This is a genomic window from Enterobacter pseudoroggenkampii (genome assembly GCF_026420145.1).
Classification (GTDB): domain Bacteria; phylum Pseudomonadota; class Gammaproteobacteria; order Enterobacterales; family Enterobacteriaceae; genus Enterobacter; species Enterobacter pseudoroggenkampii.
Map to the genome: position 1 here is coordinate 187,538 of NZ_JAPMLV010000004.1, position 24,869 is coordinate 212,406.

The 24,869-nt window shown below is 59.8% G+C and carries 25 protein-coding genes; 14 read left to right on the plus strand and 11 right to left on the minus strand.

All coding sequences use genetic code 11. From position 1 onward, the window contains the following. The first annotated feature begins 169 nt into the window (after positions 1-169). On the plus strand, positions 170-1,621 hold the full coding sequence (gene ascF / locus OTG14_RS17900) for a PTS cellobiose/arbutin/salicin transporter subunit IIBC (protein ID WP_267215542.1): 1,452 nt from the start codon (positions 170-172) through the stop codon (positions 1,619-1,621). An 18-nt stretch (positions 1,622-1,639) separates the two neighbouring features. Beyond that, complete coding sequence (locus tag OTG14_RS17905; RefSeq protein ID WP_032648036.1) at positions 1,640-3,064, plus strand: 6-phospho-beta-glucosidase; 1,425 nt, start codon at positions 1,640-1,642, stop codon at positions 3,062-3,064. A gap of 88 nt (positions 3,065-3,152) precedes the next feature. On the opposite strand, the gene hycI is transcribed toward OTG14_RS17905, so the two are convergent. The 9 genes from hycI to hycA all read right to left on the minus strand — a co-directional run bounded on the left by hycI (position 3,153) and on the right by hycA (position 10,931). Then, a complete protein-coding gene (hycI, locus tag OTG14_RS17910) occupies positions 3,153-3,608 on the minus strand; it encodes a hydrogenase maturation peptidase HycI (RefSeq protein WP_267215543.1) in 456 nt (151 codons plus the stop codon). Then, entirely contained in the window at positions 3,601-4,011 is a 411-nt protein-coding gene (locus OTG14_RS17915) for a formate hydrogenlyase maturation HycH family protein (RefSeq protein ID WP_208763222.1), read from the minus strand. Before OTG14_RS17915 ends, hycI begins: the two co-directional genes overlap by 8 nt. Continuing rightward, on the minus strand, positions 4,008-4,775 hold the full coding sequence (gene hycG, locus OTG14_RS17920) for a formate hydrogenlyase subunit HycG (protein WP_048029233.1): 768 nt from the start codon (positions 4,773-4,775) through the stop codon (positions 4,008-4,010). The genes OTG14_RS17915 and hycG overlap by 4 nt, the downstream gene beginning before the upstream one ends. After that, entirely contained in the window at positions 4,775-5,317 is a 543-nt protein-coding gene (locus OTG14_RS17925; protein WP_267215544.1) for a formate hydrogenlyase complex iron-sulfur subunit, read from the minus strand. Before OTG14_RS17925 ends, hycG begins: the two co-directional genes overlap by 1 nt. Before the next feature lie 9 nt (positions 5,318-5,326). Further along, entirely contained in the window at positions 5,327-7,036 is a 1,710-nt protein-coding gene (gene hycE, locus OTG14_RS17930; RefSeq protein WP_148769288.1) for a formate hydrogenlyase subunit HycE, read from the minus strand. Positions 7,037-7,051: 15 nt separating this feature from the next. After that, entirely contained in the window at positions 7,052-7,975 is a 924-nt protein-coding gene (locus OTG14_RS17935) for a respiratory chain complex I subunit 1 family protein (protein WP_248272335.1), read from the minus strand. Position 7,976: 1 nt separating this feature from the next. Continuing rightward, positions 7,977-9,791, minus strand: a complete 1,815-nt coding sequence (hycC, locus tag OTG14_RS17940; protein WP_267215545.1) for a formate hydrogenlyase subunit 3 — start codon at positions 9,789-9,791, stop codon at positions 7,977-7,979. Continuing rightward, entirely contained in the window at positions 9,788-10,396 is a 609-nt protein-coding gene (locus tag OTG14_RS17945; protein WP_267215546.1) for a 4Fe-4S dicluster domain-containing protein, read from the minus strand. Before OTG14_RS17945 ends, hycC begins: the two co-directional genes overlap by 4 nt. A gap of 70 nt (positions 10,397-10,466) precedes the next feature. Continuing rightward, positions 10,467-10,931, minus strand: a complete 465-nt coding sequence (gene hycA, locus OTG14_RS17950; protein WP_048993070.1) for a formate hydrogenlyase regulator HycA — start codon at positions 10,929-10,931, stop codon at positions 10,467-10,469. A gap of 211 nt (positions 10,932-11,142) precedes the next feature. Between hycA and hypA the strand changes: the two genes are divergently transcribed. The 10 genes from hypA (at position 11,143) to OTG14_RS18000 (ending at position 21,070) form a co-directional block, all read left to right on the plus strand. Further along, positions 11,143-11,493, plus strand: coding sequence for a hydrogenase maturation nickel metallochaperone HypA (gene hypA, locus OTG14_RS17955; protein ID WP_029739533.1), 351 nt, complete (start codon positions 11,143-11,145; stop codon positions 11,491-11,493). Between the two features lie 3 nt (positions 11,494-11,496). Continuing rightward, positions 11,497-12,360: a hydrogenase nickel incorporation protein HypB gene (gene hypB, locus OTG14_RS17960; RefSeq protein ID WP_267215547.1), complete on the plus strand. Its 864-nt coding sequence runs from the start codon at positions 11,497-11,499 to the stop codon at positions 12,358-12,360. Then, on the plus strand, positions 12,351-12,623 hold the full coding sequence (locus tag OTG14_RS17965) for a HypC/HybG/HupF family hydrogenase formation chaperone (RefSeq protein WP_024909236.1): 273 nt from the start codon (positions 12,351-12,353) through the stop codon (positions 12,621-12,623). The genes hypB and OTG14_RS17965 overlap by 10 nt, the downstream gene beginning before the upstream one ends. A 2-nt stretch (positions 12,624-12,625) precedes the next feature. Then, positions 12,626-13,747 (plus strand): hydrogenase formation protein HypD, encoded by a 1,122-nt coding sequence (gene hypD, locus OTG14_RS17970; protein WP_267215548.1) that lies wholly within the window; start codon positions 12,626-12,628, stop codon positions 13,745-13,747. After that, on the plus strand, positions 13,744-14,754 hold the full coding sequence (gene hypE / locus OTG14_RS17975) for a hydrogenase expression/formation protein HypE (protein ID WP_267215549.1): 1,011 nt from the start codon (positions 13,744-13,746) through the stop codon (positions 14,752-14,754). Before hypD ends, hypE begins: the two co-directional genes overlap by 4 nt. A 57-nt stretch (positions 14,755-14,811) precedes the next feature. Then, the gene (gene flhA, locus OTG14_RS17980) at positions 14,812-16,884 is read left to right on the plus strand and encodes a formate hydrogenlyase transcriptional activator FlhA (protein ID WP_267215550.1); all 2,073 of its coding nucleotides are present in this window, start codon (positions 14,812-14,814) and stop codon (positions 16,882-16,884) included. Positions 16,885-17,036: 152 nt separating this feature from the next. Next, on the plus strand, positions 17,037-18,035 hold the full coding sequence (gene eitA, locus OTG14_RS17985; RefSeq protein WP_032648061.1) for a siderophore ABC transporter substrate-binding protein EitA: 999 nt from the start codon (positions 17,037-17,039) through the stop codon (positions 18,033-18,035). After that, positions 18,035-19,072 (plus strand): FecCD family ABC transporter permease, encoded by a 1,038-nt coding sequence (locus tag OTG14_RS17990; RefSeq protein WP_267215551.1) that lies wholly within the window; start codon positions 18,035-18,037, stop codon positions 19,070-19,072. The genes eitA and OTG14_RS17990 overlap by 1 nt, the downstream gene beginning before the upstream one ends. Then, entirely contained in the window at positions 19,072-19,833 is a 762-nt protein-coding gene (gene eitC, locus OTG14_RS17995) for a siderophore ABC transporter ATP-binding protein EitC (RefSeq protein ID WP_267215552.1), read from the plus strand. The genes OTG14_RS17990 and eitC overlap by 1 nt, the downstream gene beginning before the upstream one ends. A gap of 16 nt (positions 19,834-19,849) precedes the next feature. Beyond that, entirely contained in the window at positions 19,850-21,070 is a 1,221-nt protein-coding gene (locus OTG14_RS18000) for an MDR family MFS transporter (RefSeq protein WP_048993022.1), read from the plus strand. A gap of 5 nt (positions 21,071-21,075) precedes the next feature. Here the strand turns inward: OTG14_RS18000 and OTG14_RS18005 are convergent, their stop codons facing one another. Beyond that, a complete protein-coding gene (locus OTG14_RS18005; protein ID WP_267215553.1) occupies positions 21,076-21,420 on the minus strand; it encodes a nitrous oxide-stimulated promoter family protein in 345 nt (114 codons plus the stop codon). 175 nt (positions 21,421-21,595) lie between these two features. Here OTG14_RS18005 and OTG14_RS18010 point away from each other — a divergent pair, with 175 nt between their 5' ends. Together OTG14_RS18010 and mutS are read left to right on the plus strand one after the other, a co-directional pair. Next, the gene (locus OTG14_RS18010) at positions 21,596-21,826 is read left to right on the plus strand and encodes a SymE family type I addiction module toxin (protein WP_024909245.1); all 231 of its coding nucleotides are present in this window, start codon (positions 21,596-21,598) and stop codon (positions 21,824-21,826) included. Positions 21,827-21,939: 113 nt separating this feature from the next. Continuing rightward, the gene (gene mutS, locus OTG14_RS18015) at positions 21,940-24,501 is read left to right on the plus strand and encodes a DNA mismatch repair protein MutS (protein ID WP_024909246.1); all 2,562 of its coding nucleotides are present in this window, start codon (positions 21,940-21,942) and stop codon (positions 24,499-24,501) included. Positions 24,502-24,640: 139 nt separating this feature from the next. Here the strand turns inward: mutS and OTG14_RS18020 are convergent, their stop codons facing one another. Further along, positions 24,641-24,862 (minus strand): non-oxidative hydroxyarylic acid decarboxylases subunit D, encoded by a 222-nt coding sequence (locus tag OTG14_RS18020; RefSeq protein ID WP_003862116.1) that lies wholly within the window; start codon positions 24,860-24,862, stop codon positions 24,641-24,643. Positions 24,863-24,869: the final 7 nt, after the last annotated feature.

Sequence of the window (24,869 nt, forward strand, 5' to 3'; positions counted from 1 at the left end):
CAGAAAAATTGTCGCAGCGGTGAAATCACGCTTTTGGCTCCTGCTGGTGATCGTCGTCACGAAATAAAAAAATGGTCAAAAAGCGATCTTGTTTCATCAAAAGAAACTCATGATGATTATGTGGAACCGGTTTCCTACATTTCTCACAACGATAACAGGATCACATCCGATGGCCAAAAATTACGCTGCGCTGGCGAACGACGTTGTCAGCGCGCTGGGTGGCAAAGAGAACATCGTCGCCGTCACCCACTGCATGACGCGACTTCGTTTCGTTCTGAAAGACGAAAGCCTTACCGATACCGCGCGCCTGAAAAGCATCAGCGGCGTGCTCGGCGTGGTGCGCACCGACAACCAGTGCCAGGTCATCATCGGCAACACCGTTTCGCAGGCGTACCGCGAAGTGGTGAGCCTGCTGCCAACCAGCCTGCAGCCTGCCGAACCGGAAGGCCCGCAAAAGCTGACGCTGCGTCGCATTGGCGCCGGGATCCTCGACGCGCTGATCGGCACCATGTCCCCGCTGATCCCGGCGATCATCGGCGGCTCAATGGTCAAGCTGCTGGCGATGATCCTTGAGATGACCGGCGTGCTGCCAAAAGGCGCGCCGACGCTCACTATTCTGACCGTCATCGGCGACGGCGCGTTCTTCTTCCTGCCGCTGATGGTGGCGGCCTCGGCGGCGGTGAAGTTCAAAACCAACATGTCGCTGGCCATCGCCATTGCGGGCGTGCTGGTGCACCCGAGCTTTATCGAGCTGATGGCGAAAGCCGCGCAGGGCGAACACGTTGAGTTCGCCTTTATCCCGGTGACGGCGGTGAAATACACCTACACCGTCATCCCGGCGCTGGTGATGACCTGGTGCCTGTCATACATCGAGCGCTGGGTGGATCGCATCACCCCGGCGGTAACCAAAAACTTCCTCAAGCCGATGCTGATCGTTCTGATTGCCGCCCCGCTCGCCATCGTGCTGATTGGACCGCTAGGGATCTGGATCGGTAGCGCCATCTCCGCGCTGGTTTACACCATTCACGGCTATCTGGGCTGGCTCTCCGTGGCCATCATGGGCGCGCTGTGGCCGCTGCTGGTCATGACCGGGATGCACCGCGTGTTTACGCCAACCATCATTCAGACCATTGCCGAAACGGGCAAAGAAGGGATGGTCATGCCGTCGGAAATCGGCGCCAACCTGTCGCTCGGCGGTTCGTCGCTGGCGGTGGCGTGGAAAACCAAAAACCCGGAGCTGCGCCAGACGGCACTGGCGGCGGCGGCCTCCGCCATCATGGCGGGGATCTCTGAACCGGCCCTGTACGGCGTGGCGGTGCGTCTGAAACGTCCGCTGATCGCGAGCCTGATCAGCGGCTTTATCTGCGGCGCGGTTGCCGGTATCGCGGGTCTTGCCAGCCACTCGATGGCGGCACCGGGGCTGTTTACCAGCGTACAGTTCTTCGACCCGGCGAACCCGATGACCATCGTCTGGGTGTTTGGCGTGATGGGTCTGGCAGTGGTGCTGTCGTTTGTCCTGACCCTGATACTAGGCTTTGAGGATATTCCGGTCGAAGACGACGCCGAAAAAGCGCGCGCCCTGCAGACCGCACCGGTACAGAACAACGCAGCAAAAGCATAAATTGAAAGCGAGGTAAGAATGTCTGTTTTTCCACAAGGATTTTTATGGGGCGGCGCGCTTGCCGCCAACCAGAGTGAAGGCGCTTACCGTGAGGGCGGCAAAGGGCTGACGACGGTCGATATGATCCCCCACGGCGCGAACCGCCTGGCGGTGAAGCTCGGTAAGGAAAAGCGTTTTTCGCTGCGTGACGACGAATTCTACCCGAGCCACGAGGCGATTGATTTTTACCATCGCTATAAAGAGGACATCGCCCTGATGGCGGAGATGGGCTTTACGGTGTTCCGCACCTCGATCGCCTGGAGCCGCCTCTATCCGAACGGCGACGAACCGCTGCCGAACAAAGAGGGTATTGCCTTCTACCGCGCGGTGTTCGAGGAGTGCAAAAAATACAACATCGAGCCGCTGGTGACCCTCTGCCACTTCGACGTGCCGATGCACCTGGTGACGGAGTACGGCTCCTGGCGCAACCGCAAAATGGTGGATTTCTTTGCCCGCTACGCCCGCACCTGCTTCGAGGAATTTAACGGGCTGGTGAAATACTGGCTGACCTTCAACGAAATCAACATCATGCTGCACAGCCCGTTCTCCGGCGCGGGGCTGGTGTTTGAGGAAGGCGAAAATGAAGACCAGGTGAAATACCAGGCCGCTCACCACGAGCTGGTGGCGAGCGCGCTGGCGACCAAAATCGCTCACGAGGTGAACCCGGAAAACCAGGTCGGCTGCATGCTGGCGGGCGGAAATTTCTATCCGTACTCCTGCAAGCCGGAAGACGTGTGGATGGCGCTGGAGAAAGACCGCGAGAACCTGTTCTTTATCGACGTGCAGGCGCGCGGCAGCTATCCGGCCTATTCTGCCCGCGTGTTCCGCGAGAAAGGCGTGGTGATTGTTAAAGACCCGGGCGATGATCTACTTCTGAAAAACACCGTCGACTTTGTCTCGTTCAGCTATTACGCCTCGCGCTGCGCCTCGGCGGATATGAACGCGAACAACACCAATGCGGCGAACATCGTCAAATCTCTGCGCAACCCGCACATTCAGGTGAGCGAATGGGGCTGGGGCATCGACCCGCTCGGCCTGCGCATCACCATGAACATGATGTACGACCGCTACCAGAAGCCGCTGTTCCTGGTGGAAAACGGCCTGGGAGCGAAAGATGTCGTTGATGAAAACGGCGAGATTAACGACGACTACCGCATTAGCTATCTGCGCGAGCATATCCGCGCGATGGGCGACGCGATTGAGGACGGCGTGCCGCTGATGGGCTACACCACCTGGGGCTGTATTGACCTTGTCTCTGCCTCAACCGGGGAGATGAGCAAGCGCTACGGGTTTGTCTATGTCGACCGCGACGACGCCGGGAACGGCACGCTGGAGCGCAAACGCAAGAAATCGTTCTGGTGGTATAAGAAGGTGATTGCGAGTAACGGGGCGGATCTCGAATAGCCTGTTGCCCTCACCCCAGCCCTCTCCCACAGGGAGAGGGAGATGGGTTTGGTAGGCCGGGTAAGGCGAAGCCGCCACCCGGCACTGCTCAGAGCCGGGAGAAATCCCCGTCCCCAACCCACTCCGCAAGCCTTGAATACACCACTTCCACCGCCGCTTTCACCGGCGGCGTCATCGGGTAATAAAACCCGACAATATCCGGCTGAATCCCCAAAAAGAGCACCTCGCCCACGTCACTTTTGATCTGATCCACCAGATAATTCAGCGGCATATTGTGGGTGGTCATCATAAACATCTCGGCGATGTCGTCCGGGTCAATCAGGCGGATCTCGCCGGGGTTGAGTCCCATATCGGTGGCATCGACGATTAACAGCCTGTCCGGGCGCAGTTCGCGAATGGCGACCACGTCGTTTTCCGGCGCGCTGCCGCCGTCAATCACCACCCAGCTGCCCTGCGGGTTCGCGGCGCACATCTCCGCCAGCAGCGGACCCGCGCCGTCATCGCCCATCATGCTGTTGCCGACACACAGTAAAACGTCAGTCACGTAATCTCCTCACCATCAGGTAGATGGCACTCTCCTGATGAATATCATGCAGCATGCCGAGCAGCGTTTTGCTCCACGCCTGCTGCTCTGGGGTTTGCCTGCCGAGCGCCGCGTCAAAGGCGTTGGCGAGCATCGCAATGTGGTTGGCATCGATCACGATCTCGCCGTACTTCGGCACGCCTTCCATCTTGCGACGCGCCGTACTGCCCTCCTCCAGCGTGGCGATCCACGCCAGATATTCGGACCACGGACAGCTCAGCGCCGCCTCCAGGCAGTCGATCACCCCGAGGTGATGCCCAATCGCCAGGCTGTAATAGACCACCTGCTGCGCCGCATCCGGCGTGGCATCGTTCTCATCAATAAACTTACGGCTCAGCTGGCTGAACACCACCGTTTCACTCATCGGATACGCGCCTCATCCACGATGCTGTTCAGGTTCGCCACGATCTCATTGAGACGCGGATCGTTTTCCGCCTCCAGCCAGCGTGCGACCTGATGCTCGCCCTGGCTCAGCAGGCGCAGATAGTCGTCGGCAATCTGACGGCCGTAGCGGTAGCCCGCCAGCCTGCGCGCCGTGCGATCCACCTTCACCCGCAGCGGCTGCACCATATCCGGGTGCAGAATGGCCGCTGGCTGGTTGTCCAACTCGCCCGGCTCGCGCGCGTGGATTTTTTGCTCCAGCAGGCCAAGCGCCATGGCAAAGCCGTACAGCGTGGCGGCAGGCGTCGGCGGGCAGCCCGGAATGTAGACGTCCACCGGCACGATTTTGTCGGTGCCGCCCCAGACGCAGTAGAGGTCATGGAAGATGCCGCCGCTGTTGCCGCAGGCGCCGTACGAGATGCAGATTTTCGGATCAGGGGCGGACTGCCAGGCGCGCAGCGCGGGCGAGCGCATGGCGCGGGTGACGGCCCCGGTGAACAGCAGAATGTCCGCATGACGCGGAGACGGCACCACTTTGATGCCGAAGCGCTCCGCGTCAAACAGCGGCGACAGGGTGGCGAAGATCTCAATCTCGCAGCCGTTGCAGCCCCCGCAGTCCACGCGGTAGACGTAGGCCGAGCGTTTGATTTTTTTCAACAGCGACGCCTTCATGCTGGCGATGGATTCGTCCACCGTCATCGGCACCGGAATGCCGTTAGCGTCGCGCGGGCCCAGTAGGTTTTCCATCAGCTGGCCTCTCTCATATGGCGGGTGATATCAATACGGTCGGACGGCAGCAGGCACTTCTGACGCTTGCACGCCGGGCAGGTTTCAAAGCTTTCGCGGTGATGCTCCGCACGGGCGTCGCCGTTGTGCTGCAGCAGCGCGATGGCGTAGTCGATCTCTTTTTGCACGGCGAACGGGCGTTTGCAGACGCGGCAGTTGCACAGGTCAAAGTGCGACTGCTGCAGGAAGTCTTCTTTCTTCCACACCGCCAGCTCGTACTCCTGCGACAGGCGAATGGCGACCGTCGGGCAGACCTCCTCGCAGCGGCCGCAGAAGATGCAGCGCCCGAGGTTAAACTGCCAGGCCAGCTCGCCGGTTTTGAGATCCGTTTCCACCGTTAAAGCGTTCGACGGGCAGGCGTTGACGCAGGCCGCGCAGCCGATGCACTGCTGCGGATTGTGCTCCGGCTTGCCGCGAAAGTTTTTATCCACCGGCATCGGCTCCAGCGGATAGCTGCTGGTCTGCGTGCCCGTTTTGATCACTTTTTTGATAAAGGTAAACATGGCGAGTCCTTATTTCAGCGGCGAGTTCTTACGCTCGATGCTGTAGCGCTCAAGCTCTTTGTACGGCACCACCTGGCTTTTCTTCTTGCGCACATCGACCACGGTCATGCGGTCGGTGCAGGAGTAGCACGGGTCGAGGCTGCCGATGATCAGCGGCGCGTCAGACACGGTGTTACCGCGCAGCATGTAGCGCAGGGTTGGCCAGTTGGCGTAGGTGGCCGCGCGGCAACGCCAGCGGTAGAGCTTCTGGTTGTCGCCGGTCATGCTCCAGTGGATATCGTCCCCGCGCGGCGCTTCGGCAAAGCCGAGGGCAAAGCGGTTCGGGATGTAGGTGAAGCCCTCCACCATCAGCGGGCCGCCCGGCAGGTTGTCCAGACCAAAGTCGATCATATTCAGCGCGGTGAACACCTCGTTGATGCGCACCTTGAGCCGCGAGATGACGTCACAGCCCTGCTCGCTGTGCACGGTCATCGGCAGCAGGCCGTAGCCGACGAACGGGTGATCGGCGCGGGTATCGCGGGCGTGGCCGCTGGCGCGCACCATCGGGCCGACGTTGCTGAAGTCGCGGGCGATCTCCGGGTCAAGGCGGCCAATGCCGACGGTGCGCTGCTCGATGTTTGGCGTGCTGAGAAGCATGTCCACCAGCTCCTGCACGTCGCGGCGCATCTGCTGCGCCAGCTGGCGGGTCTGGATCATGTCGTCCTTCAGCAGGTCGCGGCGGATCCCGCCGATCAGGTTCAGGCCGTAGGTTTTACGCGCCCCGGTGAGGATCTCCGCCATCTTCATCGACGCTTCGCGCACGCGGAAGAACTGCATAAACCCGGAATCAAAGCCGACAAAGTGGCAGGCCAGGCCGAGGTTCAGCAGGTGCGAGTGCAGGCGCTCCACCTCCAGCAGAATGGCGCGGATCATCTGCGCGCGCTCCGGCACCACGATCCCCATGCCGTTCTCCACCGAGGTGGTGTAGGCGGTGCTGTGGGCAAAGCCGCAGATGCCGCACACGCGGTCAGAGAGGAAGGTCACTTCGTTGTAGCCCATGCGGGTTTCCGCCAGCTTTTCCATGCCGCGATGGACGTAGAACAGGCGGTAGTCGGCGTCGATAATGTTTTCACCGTCGACGAACAGGCGGAAGTGGCCCGGCTCGTCAGAGGTGACGTGCAGCGGGCCGATCGGCACCACGTTATTCTTCTTGCTGCCCAGCTCGTTGATAAACTCGTAGGTTTCGCTGTCGGTGGTCGGCGCCGGACGCTGGCGGTAGTCCATGCTGTCTTTGCGCAGCGGATAGAGCTCGTCCGGCCAGTCGTCCGGTAGCACCAGGCGGCGCTCGTCCGGCAGGCCGACCGGCACCAGGCCGTACATGTCGCGCACTTCGCGCTCGCCCCAGACGGCGGCAGGCACGCGCGGCGTGACGGACGGATATTCCGGCTTATTCGGGTCGACTTCGACGCGCACGGTGAGCCAGCACTTCTCGCCCTGCTCCATCGACATCACATAGTACACCGCATAGCTGCCGCACAGCTGGCGCTCGTCGTTGCCGAACAGTACCGACAGCCAGCCGCCCTGCCGGTAGTAGAGAAACTCCACCACTTCCGGCAGGTAGTTCACCTTAATAGTGACGGTTACCTGGTCTTTGGTTTGCCAGGATTCCTCCAGCACCACGCCGGGGAAAGCCTGATGCAACGCGGCGAGATACTGCTGACCTTTCTTTTCTTCAGACATAAAAATTCTCTTTAATCACGCCACCAGCAAGGAGACGAACGCTAAAAATGCAAAACCAAAACCGGCCCAGGTGATGCGTGACGTTTCGACAAAACGCAGGCGCGCCATGCTGTTTTCGAACAGGGCAATCACCAGCACGCCAACCAGCAGCTTGAGGACGGCAACCACGACGGCCAGCAGCAGACCGCCCGCGGAGAAGTGCGTCATCTGCCCCCACGGGAAGAAGACGCCGACAAACATCTGCAGCACCACCAGCTGTTTGAGGCTGATGCCCCACTTCAGCACCGCGAAGCCGTAGCCGCTGTACTCGGTAAGCGGCCCTTCCTGCAGCTCCTGCTCGGCTTCGGCCAGGTCGAACGGCAGTTTGCCCATCTCAATGAAGGTGGCGAACGCGCAGGCGCACAGCGCCAGCACCAGCGGGATTGAGCGCGCCACCGGCCAGTGGTAAACGGTGTGGGTGATAAAGCTGATGTGGGTGGAACCCGCCACCTGCGCGGCGACCCACAGCCCCAGCAGCAGGATCGGCTCAACCAGCACGCCGAGCATCGCCTCGCGGCTGGCACCGATGCCGGTAAACGGGCTCCCGGTGTCGAGGCCCGCAATCGCAAAGAAGAAACGGGCGATGGCAAAGAGGTAGATAAGCGTAATCAGATCCCCGAGCGCCGGCAGCGGCGATCCTACCGTCACCACCGGCAGCGCGGTGGCGATGGTCAGCATGACGCCCACCATCACGAACGGCGTCAGGCGGAAGACCCAGCCTGCGGCATCCGGCGCCACGCTCTGACGAGAAAGCAGTTTGAAGATATCGCGGTACTCCTGAAGCACCCCAGGCCCGCGACGGTTGTGCATCCGGGCGCGCGCCACGCGCGTGATGCCCGACAGCAGCGGCGCTACGGCGAACAGCACCAGCGCCTGAAGAATTGCCAGTAACAGACTCATGTCAGGCTCCTCGTGAAATCACAATGACCACCAGCACCGCCAGCTCGATGACCGCCAGACGGCGGAACAGCGCGGGCGCGGCGGCGCTCTGCCAGCCGGGTACCCAGGCCACCGGATTCAACCAGTGGCGCAGCTTCAGCACGGCGGCGAAGTTCTCCTTCACCGGCATGGCGAAACCGTGGGCGGTGATAACCATCGACTGTTCATGTTCGTAGCCGCAGGCCCACGCCGCACCGCGCGCGCGGGAGGTGAGCCTGTCGCGTTTGAAGAACAGCATCAGGACGAGCGGCAGCAGCGGTGCGCCAATCAGCAGCAGCGCGATCATAGGCTGAGAGACGGTGGTATTCGCCACGGTCAGCGGCAGCGGAATGGCGTTGCCCAGCAGCGGCAACAGCCACGGTGCGGCGACGCCGCCCGCGATGCAGCACAGCGCCAGCGCGACCACGCTCACGCCCATCAACAACGGTGCGCAGCAGGCGTTTTCAGCTTCGCGGGTGCGCGGCGCGCCGAGGAAGGTCACGCCGTAGACTTTCGCCATGCACATCACCGCCAGCGCCCCGGTAATTGCCAGCCCGACCGCCAGCAGCGGGCCGAGCAAACGCGCGATAAAGAGATCGCTCTGACCGAGCGCGAAGAAGGACTGATAGATCACCCACTCCCCGGCAAAGCCGTTCAGCGGCGGCAGCGCGGCCATCGCCATCAGCCCGACCAGCATCGCCAGTGAAATTACCGGCATCTTTTTGCCAATCCCGCCCAGCTTTTCGATGTCCCGATGGCCGGTGCGGAACCAGAGGCTTCCCGCGCCGAGGAACAGGGTGCTTTTAAACAGGCTGTGGTTAACGAGGTGATAAAGACCGCCGATAAAACCGGCCGCGATTAGCGCCGGATGATTGAGCGCCAGCCCGGTTACGCCCGCGCCAATACCGAGCAGGATGATGCCGATATTTTCAAGCGTGTGGTACGCCAGAAGACGCTGGATATTGTGCTCCATCAGCGCGTACAGGCCGCCGACGAACGCGGTAATCATTCCGGCGATCAGCAGCACAACGCCCCACCATAGCGGCGGTTGTCCGCCGGTCAGCGTAATCGCCAAAATTCCGAACAGACCCACTTTCATCACCACCACCGAAAACAGCGCGGCGGCGGGCGCGGAGGCATTCGCATGCGCCTGCGGCACCCAGCCGTGCAGCGGGATGATGCCAGCGAGCAGGCCAAAGCCGATAACGCCCAGCAGCCAGACGTCATTCCCCAGCGGATGCCCGTTGAGCGCAGAGAAATCCAGCGTGCCAAAGCGTTGCCACACCAGCCAGCAGGCCAGCACCAGCAGCAGCGTCCCCAGGCGTCCCAGCGCAAACCACAGCTTGCCGGAGGCGCTGCAGCCCGTCAGGAACACGCCGAACAGCGCCATGATCTCCGCCATCACCACCAGCGCGCCGAGGTTGCTGGCGATAACGGTACAGACCGCCGTCGCCATCAGCAGATTAACCAGCAGGCCGTTGGCTTTAGCATGCGGGTGGCGGTGCCAGTCGATATTGAACAGGCTGATAAACAGCCCGCACAGGCCAAACGTCACCAGCCAGATGGCGTTCAGGGGCGTGATCTCAACGGTGTGCCGAATCAGCGGCATCACGGTTTCTGCGGACTGGCCGCCGAGCAGGACAACGCCGCCTGCCGCCAGCGTCATCAGGCTAGCTACCGCCCCGCCAATCCCGGCGATCGCGCCGCTCAGGGTTTTATGGAATGAGAAGATCAGCGCCAGAACAGCGGCGGCAGTAAAACAGGCTACCGCGCTGGTAATCATCATTGCCGCGTTCATTTCGCCCCCTCGTTAAGCGCCTGTAGCAGAGAAAGGTCGCCAAAATCACTGTTGATGGTCAGCTCGCGTTTGCGCTTGCTGGTACGGGCGATGTCGCGAATGTTAACCAGAATCAATGCTTTAGTCGGGCAGGTGCGCACGCAGGCCGGACCCTGCTCATCGAAGCTGCACAGGTCGCACTTCACCGCCACGGCACGGATGCCGGGCACCCAGTCCAGCAACGTGCTTACGCGTGCCGGAGCCGGTGGCGCAGGCGGGGCTTTTGGCGAGTTAGCGTTCGCCGGAATGTGCAGCGGACGGCTGCCGGAAAATTCAATCGCGCCGAACGGGCAGGCGATGCCGCACAGCTTGCAGCTTACGCACAGGCTTTCGTTCAGCTGGACAGCGCCATCAACGCGGGTGATGGCATTCACAGGGCAGACACCCGCGCAGGGGGCGTCTTCACAGTGATGGCAGAGCTGCGGGGCAGACTCTTTTTCATTACGCATGACGTGCAGGCGCGGCATGGACTGCAGCCCATACAGGCGATGCGTTTCCGAACACGCCGCCTCACAGGTTCGACAGCCAATACAGACCGTCGAGTCGGCAATTACAAAACGGTTCACCGGGTCATCCTCTGGTGATAGTCATTTTTGACGAAAAACTGTCTTGTCGACACTTCTCGACACGCAAGGGTCAGGCCACGTTCGCTGAGGCATTTCCGTCCATCAGCAGCTTCAGGTTGACCGGGAGATCGCGTTCAACGGCGGCGTACAGGCCGTTATAGACCGGCGCGATTTTTTCCAGATAGTGCTCCAGCACCTGCTGGCGATCGCGGTTGCTGACGTGGCCGTCCACCATGCCGTCGGCCATCAGCTGCGCCTTCGCAATACACTGTTTTTCGCCGTCTTTTGTCTCGAGGTGGTACTCGATGGTGTGGCTGTTGAAGTTATCTGCCAGGGTCACGTTGATCGTGAAATGGCCGAACAGGACAAAGCTCATATCCCCCTGTGCCGCGCAGCTCATCGCGTGGTGAAGACGCGCTTTCGAGAGGGTAATGCCCTGAACCAGCGAGTTGCAGTAAAGGTGCCACTGGTCCTGCAGCTGCTGATGACGCTGCGCGATGTAATCCGCTTTTTCGCTGATTTCCCAAATAGTCATAGAAGGTATCCGTTTAATGGAGATAGCGGCTGTTAAGCAGATTCCATGCCAGTTTTTATCTATATGATTTTTAATTGATTTAATTGCAAAACCGCTGTCAACGCCGCGGTGTCGACGTGTCATTTCGACAGCGTTGACATCGTCACGCCTTAACAAAAATCAAGCTGGCACCGTTATTGCATTCAATGGCGCAATTCACTGAGGAGGCGTCATGCACGAAATCACCCTCTGCCAGCGGGCTCTGGAACTTATCGAGCAGCAGGCAGTGCAAAACCACGCGAAACGCGTTACCGGCGTCTGGCTGAAGGTCGGGGCGTTTTCCTGCGTCGAGACCAGCGCCCTGAATTTCTGTTTTGAACTGGTGTGCCGCGGCACGCTGGCGGAAGGCTGCGAACTGCATATTGAAGAGCAGCAGGCGGAGTGCTGGTGCGAACAGTGCCAGCAGTACGTCACCCTGCTGTCATCAAAGGTTCAGCGCTGTCCGCAGTGTCAGAGCACCGGTCTTCGCATCGTGGCGGATGACGGCATGCAGATCCAACGTCTCGAAATCGAGAAGGAGTAAAGTATGTGTAGTACCTGCGGTTGCGCCGAAGGCAACCTGTATATAGAAGGGGATGAACATCGCCCCCATTCCGCGTTTCGCTCCGCGCCCTTTTCTCCTGCCCCACGACCTTCTGCGGCACTGACCGGTATCACCTTCGCTCCGCAGCGCTCCGAAGTGGGCGATCTGCATTACGGCCACGGGGAAGCGGGCACCCACGCGCCGGGTATCAGCCAGCGCCAGATGCTGGAAGTGGAAATCAACGTGCTGGACAAAAATAACCAGATCGCCGCCCGCAACCGCGCCCGCTTTGCCACCCGTAAACAGCTGGTGTTGAATCTGGTCTCCAGCCCCGGCTCCGGCAAAACCACGCTGTTAACGGAAACGCTCAAGCGCCTGAACGGGCGCGTCTCCTGCGCGGTGATTGAAGGCGACCAGCAAACCGTTAACGACGCGGCGCGTATTCGCGCAACCGGCACCCCGGCGATTCAGGTTAATACCGGCAAAGGCTGCCACCTGGATGCGCAGATGATTGCCGACGCCGCCCCGCGCCTGCCGCTGGCGGATGACGGCATTCTGTTTATTGAAAACGTCGGCAACCTGGTCTGCCCGGCGAGCTTCGACCTGGGCGAACGGCACAAGGTGGCGGTGCTTTCGGTGACCGAAGGCGAAGACAAACCGCTGAAGTACCCGCATATGTTTGCCGCCGCGTCCATCATGCTGCTGAACAAAGTCGACCTGCTGCCGTACCTGAATTTCGACGTGGATAAGTGCCTGGCGTATGCCCGTGAAGTGAATCCGGAGATTGAGATCCTGCTGGTCTCCGCCACGCGCGGTGACGGCATGGACAGTTGGCTACAGTGGCTGGAGAACGAGCGATGTGCATAGGCGTACCTGGGCAAATTTACGCCATCGACGGTAATCAGGCCAAAGTCGAGGTCTGCGGCATCCTGCGCGACGTGGACCTGACGCTGGTGGGCAACACAGATGAAACGGGCGCATCGCGTCTCGGCCAGTGGGTGCTGGTGCACGTGGGGTTCGCAATGAGCGTGATTAACGAAGCGGAAGCCCGCGACACGCTGGATGCGTTGCAGAACATGTTTGACGTGGAGCCTGACGTGGGCGCGCTGCTGTACGGCGAGGAGCGGTAATCATGCGTTACGTTGATGAATACCGCGCGCCGGAGCAGGTGCTGCAGCTTATCGGCCACCTGAAAACGCGCGCAGCGCTGCTGGACTTCACGACAGAAAGACCGCTGCGGATCATGGAGGTGTGCGGCGGGCACACGCACGCCATCTTCAAATTTGGCCTCGACCAGCTGCTGCCGGAGAACATCGAGTTTATCCACGGCCCCGGCTGCCCGGTCTGCGTGCTGCCGATGGGGCGCATCGACAGCTGTATTGAAATTGCCAGCCAGCCCGACGTCATTTTCTGCACCTTTGGCGACGCGATGCGCGTGCCGGGGAAAAACGGCTCGCTGCTGCAGGCAAAAGCGCGCGGTGCGGACGTGCGGATCGTCTATTCGCCGATGGATGCCCTGACGCTGGCAGAGAATAATCCCGCGCGTAAGGTGGTGTTCTTTGGCCTGGGGTTTGAAACCACCATGCCCGCCACCGCCATCACGCTGCAGCAGGCAAAAGCGCGCGGCGTCGATAACTTTTTCTTCTTCTGCCAGCACATTACGCTTATCCCCACCCTGCGCAGCCTGCTGGAAGAGCCGGGAAACGGCATTGACGCCTTTCTGGCACCGGGGCATGTCAGCATGGTGATTGGCACAGACGCCTACGGTTTTATCGCTGAACAGTACAATCGTCCGTTAGTGGTCGCTGGTTTCGAACCACTTGATCTACTGCAAGGTGTCACCATGCTGGTTGAGCAGAAAATAGCGGCCCTGAGTGCAGTGGAAAACCAGTACCGGCGCGTGGTGCCGGATGCGGGAAATGAACGGGCACAGCAGGCGATAGCCGACGTGTTTAGCGTTGAGGGCGACAGCGAATGGCGTGGTCTGGGGCTGATTGCCGAATCCGGCGTGCGCCTGACGTCAGCCTATCGCACATTCGACGCCGAAGCGCATTTCCGCCCGCAGCCGCAGCAGGTTTGCGACGATCCCCGGGCCCGCTGCGGCGAGGTGCTCACCGGCAAATGCAAACCGCATCAGTGCCCGTTATTTGGCAATACCTGCAACCCGCAAACGGCGTTTGGCGCGCTGATGGTCTCCTCCGAAGGGGCGTGTGCCGCGTGGTATCAGTATCGCAACCAGGAGAGTGAAGCATGAATACGGTTGAAATGGCGCACGGTAGCGGCGGACAGGCGATGCAGCAGCTGATTAACCGGCTATTTATGTCGGCCTTTAACAACCCCTGGCTCGCCGAACAGGAAGACCAGGCGCGCATTGACCTCGCCACCCTCACCGCCCAGGGCGACAGGCTGGCCTTCTCCACCGACAGCTACGTCATTGATCCGCTGTTCTTCCCGGGTGGCGATATCGGCAAGCTCGCCGTCTGCGGCACGGCCAACGACGTCGCCGTCAGCGGCGCCGTTCCGCGCTACCTCTCCTGCGGGTTTATCCTCGAAGAGGGCTTGCCGATGGAGACGCTCACAACAGTGGTCAACAGCATGGCGCAGACCGCGCGCGAGGCGGGGATAGCTATCGTTACAGGCGATACCAAAGTGGTGCAGCGCGGCGCGGCCGACAAGCTGTTTATCAACACCGCCGGCGTGGGGGCGATCCCCGCCGATATTCACTGGGGCGCGCAGCAGCTTAGCGTGGGCGACGTGCTGATCGTGACCGGAACGCTGGGCTGCCACGGGGCGACCATCCTTAACCTGCGTGAAGGGCTGGGGCTGGACGGGGAACTGCGCAGCGACTGCGCGGTGCTCACCCCGCTGATTCAGACGCTGCGGGCCGTGCCCGGCGTGAAAGCCCTGCGGGATGCCACGCGAGGCGGCGTGAATGCCGTGGCCCACGAATTTGCAGCAAGCTGCGGGTATGGGATTGAACTCACCGAGCGCAGCCTGCCCGTTAAGCCCGCCGTTCGTGGGCTCTGCGAACTGCTGGGGCTGGACCCGCTTAACTTCGCAAACGAAGGCAAACTGGTGATTGGCGTTGAACGCGCGGCAGCGGAAGCCGTTCTTGAACAGCTGCGGGCTCATCCGTCAGGAAAAGAGGCGGCAATGATTGGTGAAGTGGTTGAGCGCAAAGGGGTGCGCCTGACCGGGCTTTATGGCGTGAAGCGCACGCTGGATCTGCCGCACGCGGAACCTTTACCCCGTATTTGCTAGAACCGCGCCAAAAGCGGTCAGCATGGATTTTTTTGCTCGTTTCTACTGGAAAGCACTATGCCGTATACACCGATGAGCGATCTTGGACAGCAGGGCCTGTTTGACATCACGCGCACACTTTTACAGCAGCCCGATCTCGGCGCGCTGAGCGATGCCCTGACCCGGCTGGTCAGGCAGTCGGCGCTGGCCGACAGCGCCGCGATTGTACTGTGGCATAGCGGAACGCACCGCGCGAGCTACTACTCAACGCGTGACAATGGCAAAACGTTCGAATATGAAGACGAAACGTATCTCGCGCATGGCCCGGTGCGCCGCATTCTCTCCCGGCCTGAAGTGCTGCACTGCAACTTTGAGGAGTTCCGCCAGGCGTGGCCGCGGCTCGCGGAGAGTAACCTCTATCAGCCTTTCGGGCATTACTGCATGTTGCCGCTGGCGGCAGAGGGTCAGATTTTTGGCGGCTGCGAGTTTATCCGCACCACCGACCAGCCCTGGAGCGAGGCGGAATACGAACGCCTGCACACCTTTACCCAGATTGTGGCCGTCGTCGCTGAGCAGATCCAAAGCCGCGTCACCAATAATGTGGATTACGACCTGCTGAGCCGCGAACGCGACAACTTCCGCATTCTGGTCGCCATCACTAACGCCGTGCTGTCGCGGCTCGACATGGATGAACTGGTGAGCGAAGTCTCGAAAGAGATCCATCACTATTTCAAAATCGACGCTATCAGCATTGCGCTTCGCGGCCATCGCAAGGGCAAGCTGAACATCTACTCCACGCATTATCTTGATGAAGCCAACCCGGCACACGAGCAGAGCGAAGTGGATGAAGCGGGGACCCTTTCTGAACGGGTCTTCAAAAGCAAAGAGATCCTCCTGCTCAACCTGAACGAGCAGGACCCGGTAGCGCCGTACGAGCGGATGCTGTTTAACACCTGGGGCAACAAAATTCAGACCCTGTGCCTGCTGCCGCTGATGTCCGGCAACACCATGCTGGGCGTGCTTAAGCTGGCGCAGTGTGAGGAAGGCGTGTTCACCACCGCCAACCTGAAGCTGCTGCGTCAGATCGCCGAGCGTATTTCCATCGCCCTGGATAACGCCCTCGCCTATCAGGAAATTCATCGTCTGAAAGAGCGTCTGGTGGATGAGAACCTGGCCCTGACCGAGCAGCTCAACAACGTGGACAGCGAGTTTGGTGAAATCATCGGGCGCAGCGACGCCATGTACAGTGTGCTCAAGCAGGTCGAGATGGTGGCGCAAAGCGACAGCACGGTGCTGATCCTGGGCGAAACCGGTACGGGTAAAGAGCTGATTGCCCGCGCCATCCACAACCTGAGCAACCGCAACAGCCGTCGGATGGTGAAGATGAACTGCGCCGCGATGCCCGCAGGGCTGCTGGAAAGCGATCTGTTCGGCCACGAGCGCGGTGCATTCACCGGGGCAAGCAGCCAGCGGCTGGGCCGTTTTGAGCTGGCGGACAAGAGCTCGCTGTTTCTCGACGAAGTGGGCGATATGCCGCTGGAGCTACAGCCGAAACTGCTGCGCGTGTTGCAGGAGCAGGAGTTTGAGCGCCTGGGAAGCAACAAGCTTATCCAGACCGACGTGCGGCTGATTGCCGCCACCAACCGCGATCTGAAAAAAATGGTCGCCGACCGCGAGTTTCGCAGCGACCTTTACTATCGCCTGAACGTGTTCCCGATCTTCCTGCCGCCGCTGCGCGAGCGCCCGGAAGATATCCCCCTGCTGGTCAAAGCGTTTACCGCCAAGATCGCGCGTCGGATGGGTCGAAATATCGACAGCATTCCTGCCGAGACGTTGCGTACCCTTTCATCGATGGAGTGGCCCGGCAACGTGCGCGAGCTGGAAAACGTCATCGAACGTGCGGTGCTGCTGACGCGGGGGAATGTGCTGCAACTCTCCCTGCCTGAAGTGACGCTGCCTGACGTGATCCTGCCCGCCGCCGAGACAGCGAAAGAGGGAGAGGATGAATATCAGCTCATTATGCGCGTACTCAAAGAGACCAACGGCGTGGTCGCCGGGCCAAAAGGTGCCGCCCAGCGCCTGGGGTTAAAACGCACCACCCTGCTGTCGCGCATGAAGCGACTCGGGATTGAGAAAGAGAGCCTGGTTTAAGCCCCTACTCTGGCGGTGTTTTCTGGCACCGCCTTTCGTTACCCCGCGCAATTGTCCCTCATTGACACAAAATCGTTTCCTCTGTATAAAATTCCGCCTTAATAATGAGTTTCATTTGCATCAATAATAATATTAATCAAGGGTAGCGTTTCATGAAGAAGGTCATCTGCGCGTTAGGCCTGGCGGTTGCGTCGGTCAGTTCTGCTCTGGCAACCACATATCCTCTGACCATTGAAAACTGTGGCTATAAAGAGACGTTCACCAAAGCGCCGGAACGCGTCGTGGCCCTGGGACAGAACACCGTCGAAATTTTGCTCCTGCTGGGGCTGGAAGATAAGGTGAAGGCCAGCGCCTTCTGGCCGACCAAAGTGCTGCCGCAGCTGGCGGAACAGAACGCAAAAATCAAAACCCTGACGGTAGAAATCCCGACGCTGGAATCCATCCTTTCGCAAAACCCTGATTTTGTTCCTGCCCAGCTTCCTCTGCTGCTTGGGCCGGAGAGTAAGGTCGCAAAGCGTGAAGATCTGGCCACTGTCGGCGTGAACAGCTATTTATCACCGGGCATGTGCGCGACCAAAAAGGCCGCCGGCGATATGTACGGCAGCCGCCAGAAGCTGTGGGATATGACCTATCTCTATAAAGAGATTGAGGATTTCGCTAAAATTTTCAACGTTGAAGATCGCGGCCAGGCCGTCATTGCGGATTTCAAAAAACGCGAGGCCGACCTGCGTAAGGAATTCAGCAAGAATAAAAAAGACCTCTCGTTTGTCTTCTGGTTCTCCAGCTCATCCCCTTCTGCGGACGCCTACGTCGGCGGTAAAAACAGCGCCTCAGGGTTCATCGCTGACGTGCTGGGCGGGCATAACGCCATCACCTCCGAGACCGAATGGCCGACCGTGGGTTGGGAAAGCATTATTGCCGCCAATCCGGATGTCATCGTGGTCTCCAGCCTGGATCGCAACCGCTGGGCGCTGGATAACGCACAAGAGAAAATCAAATTTCTGAAGAGCGATCCGGCGGTCAGCCAGCTGGACGCCGTGAAAAAAGGCCATATCGTGGTGATGGACGGTCAGGCCATGAACCCGACGATCCGCACGATTTACGGGGCTGAGCAGGTCGGCGAACAGCTCAGAAAACTGGGGCTGAACTGATGACAACTGCCGTTCTTCAGGTCCGGCAGAGCCTGGTTCTGACGACCTCGGCTTTGCTCGCCCTGGTACTGTTATTTCTGGTGATCGCCCTGAGCGTCAGCGTCGGCGAGCTGTCCATCCCGCTGGATAACGTGTTTTACGCCATCAGCAATAAAATGGGGCTTACCGAGGTTCCGCTCACTCGCATCTATGAGAGCGTCATCTGGGACTTTCGCCTGAGCCGCGCGCTGGTGGCGGCCTGCTGCGGCGCGGGGCTGGCCATCTGCGGTGCCGTATTGCAGAGCCTGCTGAAGAACGCGCTGGCGGAACCCTACGTGCTCGGCGTGTCCGCGGGCGCGTCGACCGGGGCGGTTTCTGTCGTCGTATTGGGGATCGGCACCGGTGCGGTGTCTCTCTCCGCCGGTGCCTTTGCCGGGGCGTTCGCCGCGTTTGCGTTTGTCGCGTTTCTGACGAACGGCGCGCGCGGCGGGAATGAACGGACCATTCTGGCAGGGGTCGCCGCCTCGCAGCTTTTCAACGCCATTACCGCCTACACCATCAGCACCTCCGCCAGCGCCCAGCAGGCGCGCGACGTGATGTTCTGGCTGCTGGGCAGCTTCAGCGGCGTACGCTGGCCTGAATTCCAGCTGGCGCTGGTCGTGGTGCTGATTGGGTTAGCCATTTGCCTCTACTATTCCCGGGCGCTGGATGCCTTTACGTTCGGTGACGACGCCGCCGCGTCGCTGGGCATTGCCGTTCCTTGGGTGCGCCTGGCGCTCTTTACCACCACCGCGCTGATTACCGCGACCATCGTCAGCATGGCGGGGTCAATCGGCTTTGTCGGGCTGGTGGTGCCGCACGTGATGCGTTTCCTGTTCGGGCCGCTGCACCGCACACTGCTGATTGCCAGCGCGCTGGCAGGCGCGATCCTGATGGTGCTGGCAGACATTGCCTCACGCATGCTGATTGCACCGCAAAGCCTGCCCGTCGGCGTGGTCACCGCGCTGGTTGGCGTCCCCTTCTTTGCCGTGATTATCTACCGTTCAAGGAATAAGTGATGAGCATCTGCGCGGAAAATATTACCTGGAAGGTCGGCAAAAAAGTCATCGTTAATGACGTCTCGCTGAAGGTGTCACGGGGCGAAACGGTAGGACTGCTTGGCCCTAACGGCTGCGGTAAATCCTCTCTTTTACGTATCCTCGCAGGGCTGCGTCGCCCGGATGCTGGCTGCGTCACCCTGGACGGACAGGACATTACCCGCATCGCCAAAAAACAGCTTGCCCGCCGGGTCGCCTTCGTGGAGCAGCACGGCATGACTGACGCCAACATGCGCGTGCGCGACGTGGTGAAACTTGGGCGTATTCCACACCACTCCGCCTTTTCCAACTGGAGCAACCACGATGACGAGACCGTCACCGCCGCTCTGCAGCGCGTGGATATGCTGGATAAAAGTGGCCAGGGCTGGCTGAGCCTCTCCGGCGGCGAGCGCCAGCGCGTCCACATTGCCCGCGCGCTGGCCCAGACCCCGACGGAAATCCTGCTGGATGAACCGACCAACCACCTGGACATTCATCATCAGATCCAGCTGATGCAGTTGATCAGCGAATTACCGGTCACCAGCATCGTCGCTATCCACGATCTCAACCACGCCTCGATGTTCTGCGACTCGCTGATTGTGATGCAGAAAGGGCAAATTGTGGCGACGGGGACACCGCAGGATATCTTATCCGAGTCGTTGCTCTGGGACGTCTTCCGGGTCAAAACCAAAATCGAGATCTCGCCGTTCCATGGCAAAAAGCACATCCACTTTATCGTTTAGGGGCGAGTGAAAAACGATGCCCCTTCGCCCTGCCACCACGCTCTGGCCGCCCGTCTTACTGGGTAGCCAGTTTGTTTTTAACATTGGCTTTTACGCCGTTGTCCCCTTCCTGGCGATATTCCTGCGCGACGATATGCTGCTCTCCGGCGGGCTGATCGGGCTGATCCTCGGCCTGCGCACGTTCTCTCAGCAGGGGATGTTTATCGTCGGTGGTGCGCTCTCGGACAGGTTTGGCGCGAAAGTCGTTATCCTGAGCGGGTGCATGATTCGCGTTGCGGGCTATCTGCTGCTGGCGTTTGGAGGCTCGCTGTGGCCGATTATTCTGGGCGCGTGTCTGACAGGCGTGGGCGGCGCGCTGTTTTCTCCGTCTATTGAGGCATTGCTGGCGAAAGCGGGCACGCACAGCGAGGCGAAAGGAAAACGAAGTCGGGCGGAGTGGTTCGCGCTATTTGCGGTCTGCGGGGAACTCGGTGCGGTACTGGGCCCGGTTGCCGGCGCCCTGCTCACCGGCCTGGGCTTTCGCCAGGTGGCGCTGGCGGGCGCAGGGGTCTTTATCGTTGCGCTGGTGGTTCTCTACTTTTGCCTGCCCGCGTCACGCCACGCCCCCCGGACGCTGAAGCTCGTTCCCTGGTGGACGACGTTCCGCCAGCCGCGCTTTGTCGCCTTTATCATTGCCTACAGCTCGTGGCTGTTAAGCTATAACCAGCTCTATCTGGCGCTGCCGGTGGAGATCCAACGCTCTGGCGGTAACGAGAAAGATCTCGGCCCGCTTTTTATGCTGGCCTCGTTGCTGATCGTTGCATTACAGCTGCCGCTGGCGCGTTTCGCCCGGCGCGTGGGCGCGGTGAGGCTCCTGCCGGTAGGTTTTTTGCTGCTCTCCTCCGCCTTTGCGAGCGTGGCGATATTTGCCCCGATGACGCCGCCGGAAGGCTGGCTGCGCTTACTGCCCTCAGTCTGCTTTGTGACGCTGTTGACGCTGGGACAGATGCTGCTGGTGCCATCGGCTAAAGATCTGATCCCTCGGTTTGCGGAGGAGTCCACGCTTGGCGCGCACTACGGCGCTCTCGCCACCGCAGGAGGCATTGCGGTACTGGCAGGAAATCTGTTGTTTGGCAGCCTGCTGGATCGCGCGCTGGTGCCCTCAACGCAGGCAATGTATCCCTGGCTGCTGCTGGCCCTTTTCCCACTCTGCAGCGCGCTGGCCCTGAACGTGATTTGCCGCCCGCTGAGACGCTGAACCGATCACTTTTTCGGACGGCACTTCTCCGGCAGTTCCGGTACGGGACGACGATCATCAATCAGATGACGAACGGTCAGGATAGGATGACGCCATAACATACGCGGACCTGCCCAGCGCATAACCTGCTTCATCTCTTCACGTCTGGCAGGCTGGTAGCAGTGTACCGGACACTGCTTGCAGGCAGGCTTGTCCTCACCGAAAACGCACTTATCCAGGCGCTTATCGGCATACGCGTTGAGCGCCTGATAATGCCCTTCCTCCTGAGATGCCTGCGGACACTGCTTTTCATACAACGCGATCATTTTCGCGATGGTCTCTTTTTCTCGTGAGATGCGTTTACCGGACATAACGGCCTACCGAATAATAAAGTGCATTAATAATACACTTTTAAGTACTGTATTTCAGCGGTTGCATTTCGTTTCCTGAAGCCTGATTCCAGTTTTCACCCTGCACCGACCGATAATTACTGGTATTTTATACAGGCATCAGAAATGACCTTTGTCCGTGTTGTCTGGAGACCCTATGCAAGAGCTCGCGATCGGCAAACCCTATCGCCATTTAAAAGTGGGATATTTTAGAAAGCGCCATGAAGACCGCAATACCAAGATACCAAAGCGTTACAGCGTACATGCGGCGCTGAGCTTAAAAGGTGACTGGCTTGAAAAGGCGGGGTTTACGACCCATTCCAGAGTCAGAGTGGGCGTGGAGCATGGAAAAATTATCATTGAATTAATGTCGGAAGACGGCTCGTAAAGCCACGACATTTTTCTGCGCCGGACCTTTTTTTCATGCGACAATAGAAGGAACAAACGGCCACTGAGCCGATCAAAACGGTTTATATTCAAAGAAATGGACATCATAACTCCATGAGCACAATCGACAATTTCGACGCACATACGCCGATGATGCAGCAGTATCTGAAGCTGAAGGCACAGCATCCGGAAATCCTGCTGTTTTACCGTATGGGTGATTTTTACGAGCTGTTTTATGACGATGCTAAGCGTGCATCGCAGCTGCTCGACATCTCGTTGACCAAACGTGGCGCATCGGCAGGTGAACCCATCCCGATGGCAGGTATCCCGCACCACGCGGTAGAAAACTACCTGGCGAAACTGGTGAATCAGGGTGAGTCCGTCGCTATCTGCGAACAGATCGGCGATCCGGCGACCTCAAAAGGCCCGGTGGAACGCAAAGTCGTGCGCATCGTCACGCCTGGCACCATCAGTGATGAAGCCCTGTTACAGGAGCGCCAGGATAACCTGCTGGCAGCGCTGTGGCAGGACGGTAAAGGGTATGGCTACGCGACGCTGGATATCAGCTCCGGACGTTTTCGTCTGAGTGAACCGGCTGACCGTGAAACGATGGCAGCCGAACTGCAGCGTACCAACCCGGCAGAATTGCTCTATGCCGAAGATTTCGCCGAAATGGCGCTGATTGAAGGCCGTCGTGGGTTGCGTCGTCGTCCGCTGTGGGAATTCGAAATTGATACCGCCCGCCAGCAGCTGAATCTGCAGTTTGGCACCCGCGACCTGATTGGCTTTGGCGTTGAAAATGCCCCGCGCGGGCTGTGTGCGGCAGGGTGTCTCCTGCAGTACGTGAAAGATACCCAGCGCACCTCCCTGCCGCATATCCGCTCTATCACCATGGAGCGCCAGCAGGACAGCATCATCATGGATGCCGCCACGCGCCGTAATCTGGAGATCACGCAGAACCTGGCGGGCGGCGTAGAAAACACGCTCGCGTCGGTCCTCGACAGTACGGTAACGCCAATGGGCAGCCGCATGCTGAAACGCTGGCTGCATATGCCGATTCGCGATACCGCTACGCTGGTTTGCCGTCAGCAGACGATTGCCGCCCTGCAGGATCGCTATACCGAGCTGCAGCCTGTCCTGCGCCAGGTGGGCGATCTGGAGCGTATCCTGGCTCGTCTGGCGCTGCGCACGGCACGACCGCGCGACCTCGCGCGGATGCGTCATGCTTTCCAGCAGTTACCGGAACTCCGTGCACAGCTGAGCGACGTTGACAGCGCGCCGGTACAGAAACTCCGCGAAACCATGGGCGAATTTACCGAGCTACGCGAACTGCTGGAGCGCGCCATTATCGATGCGCCTCCGGTTCTGGTGCGTGATGGCGGCGTGATTGCCCCTGGCTACAACGAGGAACTGGACGAATGGCGCGCGCTGGCCGACGGTGCGACGGACTACCTCGACAAGCTGGAAATCCGCGAACGCGAACGTCTCGGGCTCGACACCCTGAAAGTGGGTTATAACGCGGTACACGGCTACTATATTCAGATCAGCCGCGGGCAGAGCCATTTGGCGCCGATTCACTACGTGCGTCGCCAGACGTTGAAAAACGCCGAACGCTACATCATTCCTGAACTGAAAGAGTACGAAGATAAAGTCCTTACCTCGAAGGGTAAAGCGCTGGCGCTGGAAAAACAGCTTTATGACGAGCTGTTCGACATGCTGATGCCGCACCTGGCCGACCTGCAGCTGAGCGCCAGCGCGCTGGCGGAACTGGACGTGCTGGTGAACCTGGCAGAACGCGCGGAAACGCTGAACTACACCTGCCCGACCTTTACCGACAAGCCTGGCATTCGTATCACTGAAGGTCGTCACCCTGTGGTAGAGCAGGTGCTGAATGAACCGTTCATCGCCAACCCGCTGAGCCTGTCACCGCAGAGAAGAATGCTGATCATTACCGGTCCGAACATGGGCGGTAAGAGTACCTATATGCGTCAGACGGCGCTGATTGCCCTGCTTGCCTATATCGGCAGCTACGTCCCGGCGCAAAACGTGGAGATTGGCCCCATCGACCGCATTTTTACCCGCGTCGGGGCAGCGGACGATCTGGCGAGCGGTCGCTCTACCTTCATGGTCGAGATGACCGAAACGGCAAACATTCTGCATAACGCGACGGAGCACAGCCTGGTGCTGATGGACGAAGTCGGACGCGGAACGTCAACCTATGACGGTTTGTCACTGGCATGGGCCTGTGCGGAAAGCCTCGCGAATAAAATCAAGGCCATGACGCTGTTCGCTACCCACTACTTCGAGCTGACGCAGCTGCCGGAGAAAATGGAAGGGGTTGCGAACGTTCATCTGGATGCGCTGGAGCACGGCGATACCATTGCCTTCATGCACACGGTGCAGGATGGCGCGGCGAGCAAGAGCTATGGCCTGGCCGTCGCGGCGCTGGCAGGTGTACCGAAAGAGGTGATCAAGCGCGCGCGTCAGAAACTGCGTGAACTGGAAAGCCTCTCACCGAATGCGGCGGCGACGCAGATTGATGGTACGCAGATGTCGCTGCTGGTACCGGCGGAAGAGACATCGCCTGCCGTGGAAGCGCTGGAAAACCTCGATCCGGATTCACTGACGCCACGTCAGGCGCTGGAGTGGATTTATCGTTTGAAGAGTCTGGTTTAGTTCTCTGCGGTCTTTTGCCCGGTGGCGCTGCGCTTACCGGGCCTACGGGTTTTGTAGGCCGGGTAAGGCGAAGCCGCCACCCGGCAAAACAGACCGCACGATGTTATCGCCCGGTAAGCGCAGCGCCACCGGGCTTTTTTTACAACAGCGGCGGGATCGTCGGCACCTGAGGCGCCTCATCAATATCCTTCTGCGTCATGCGGAACGCTTCCGGATAATGCTCACGGCTGGTACGACGCAACGGTTCAGTGTCGCGCCAGGTATACAAACAATGCTGGCACTGGTAAACGGTCCAGACCCCTTTTACCGGCGACGTCGCCATCACTTCAATATGCTCATCGGCACAACGTGGACAAATCATCTTTTCC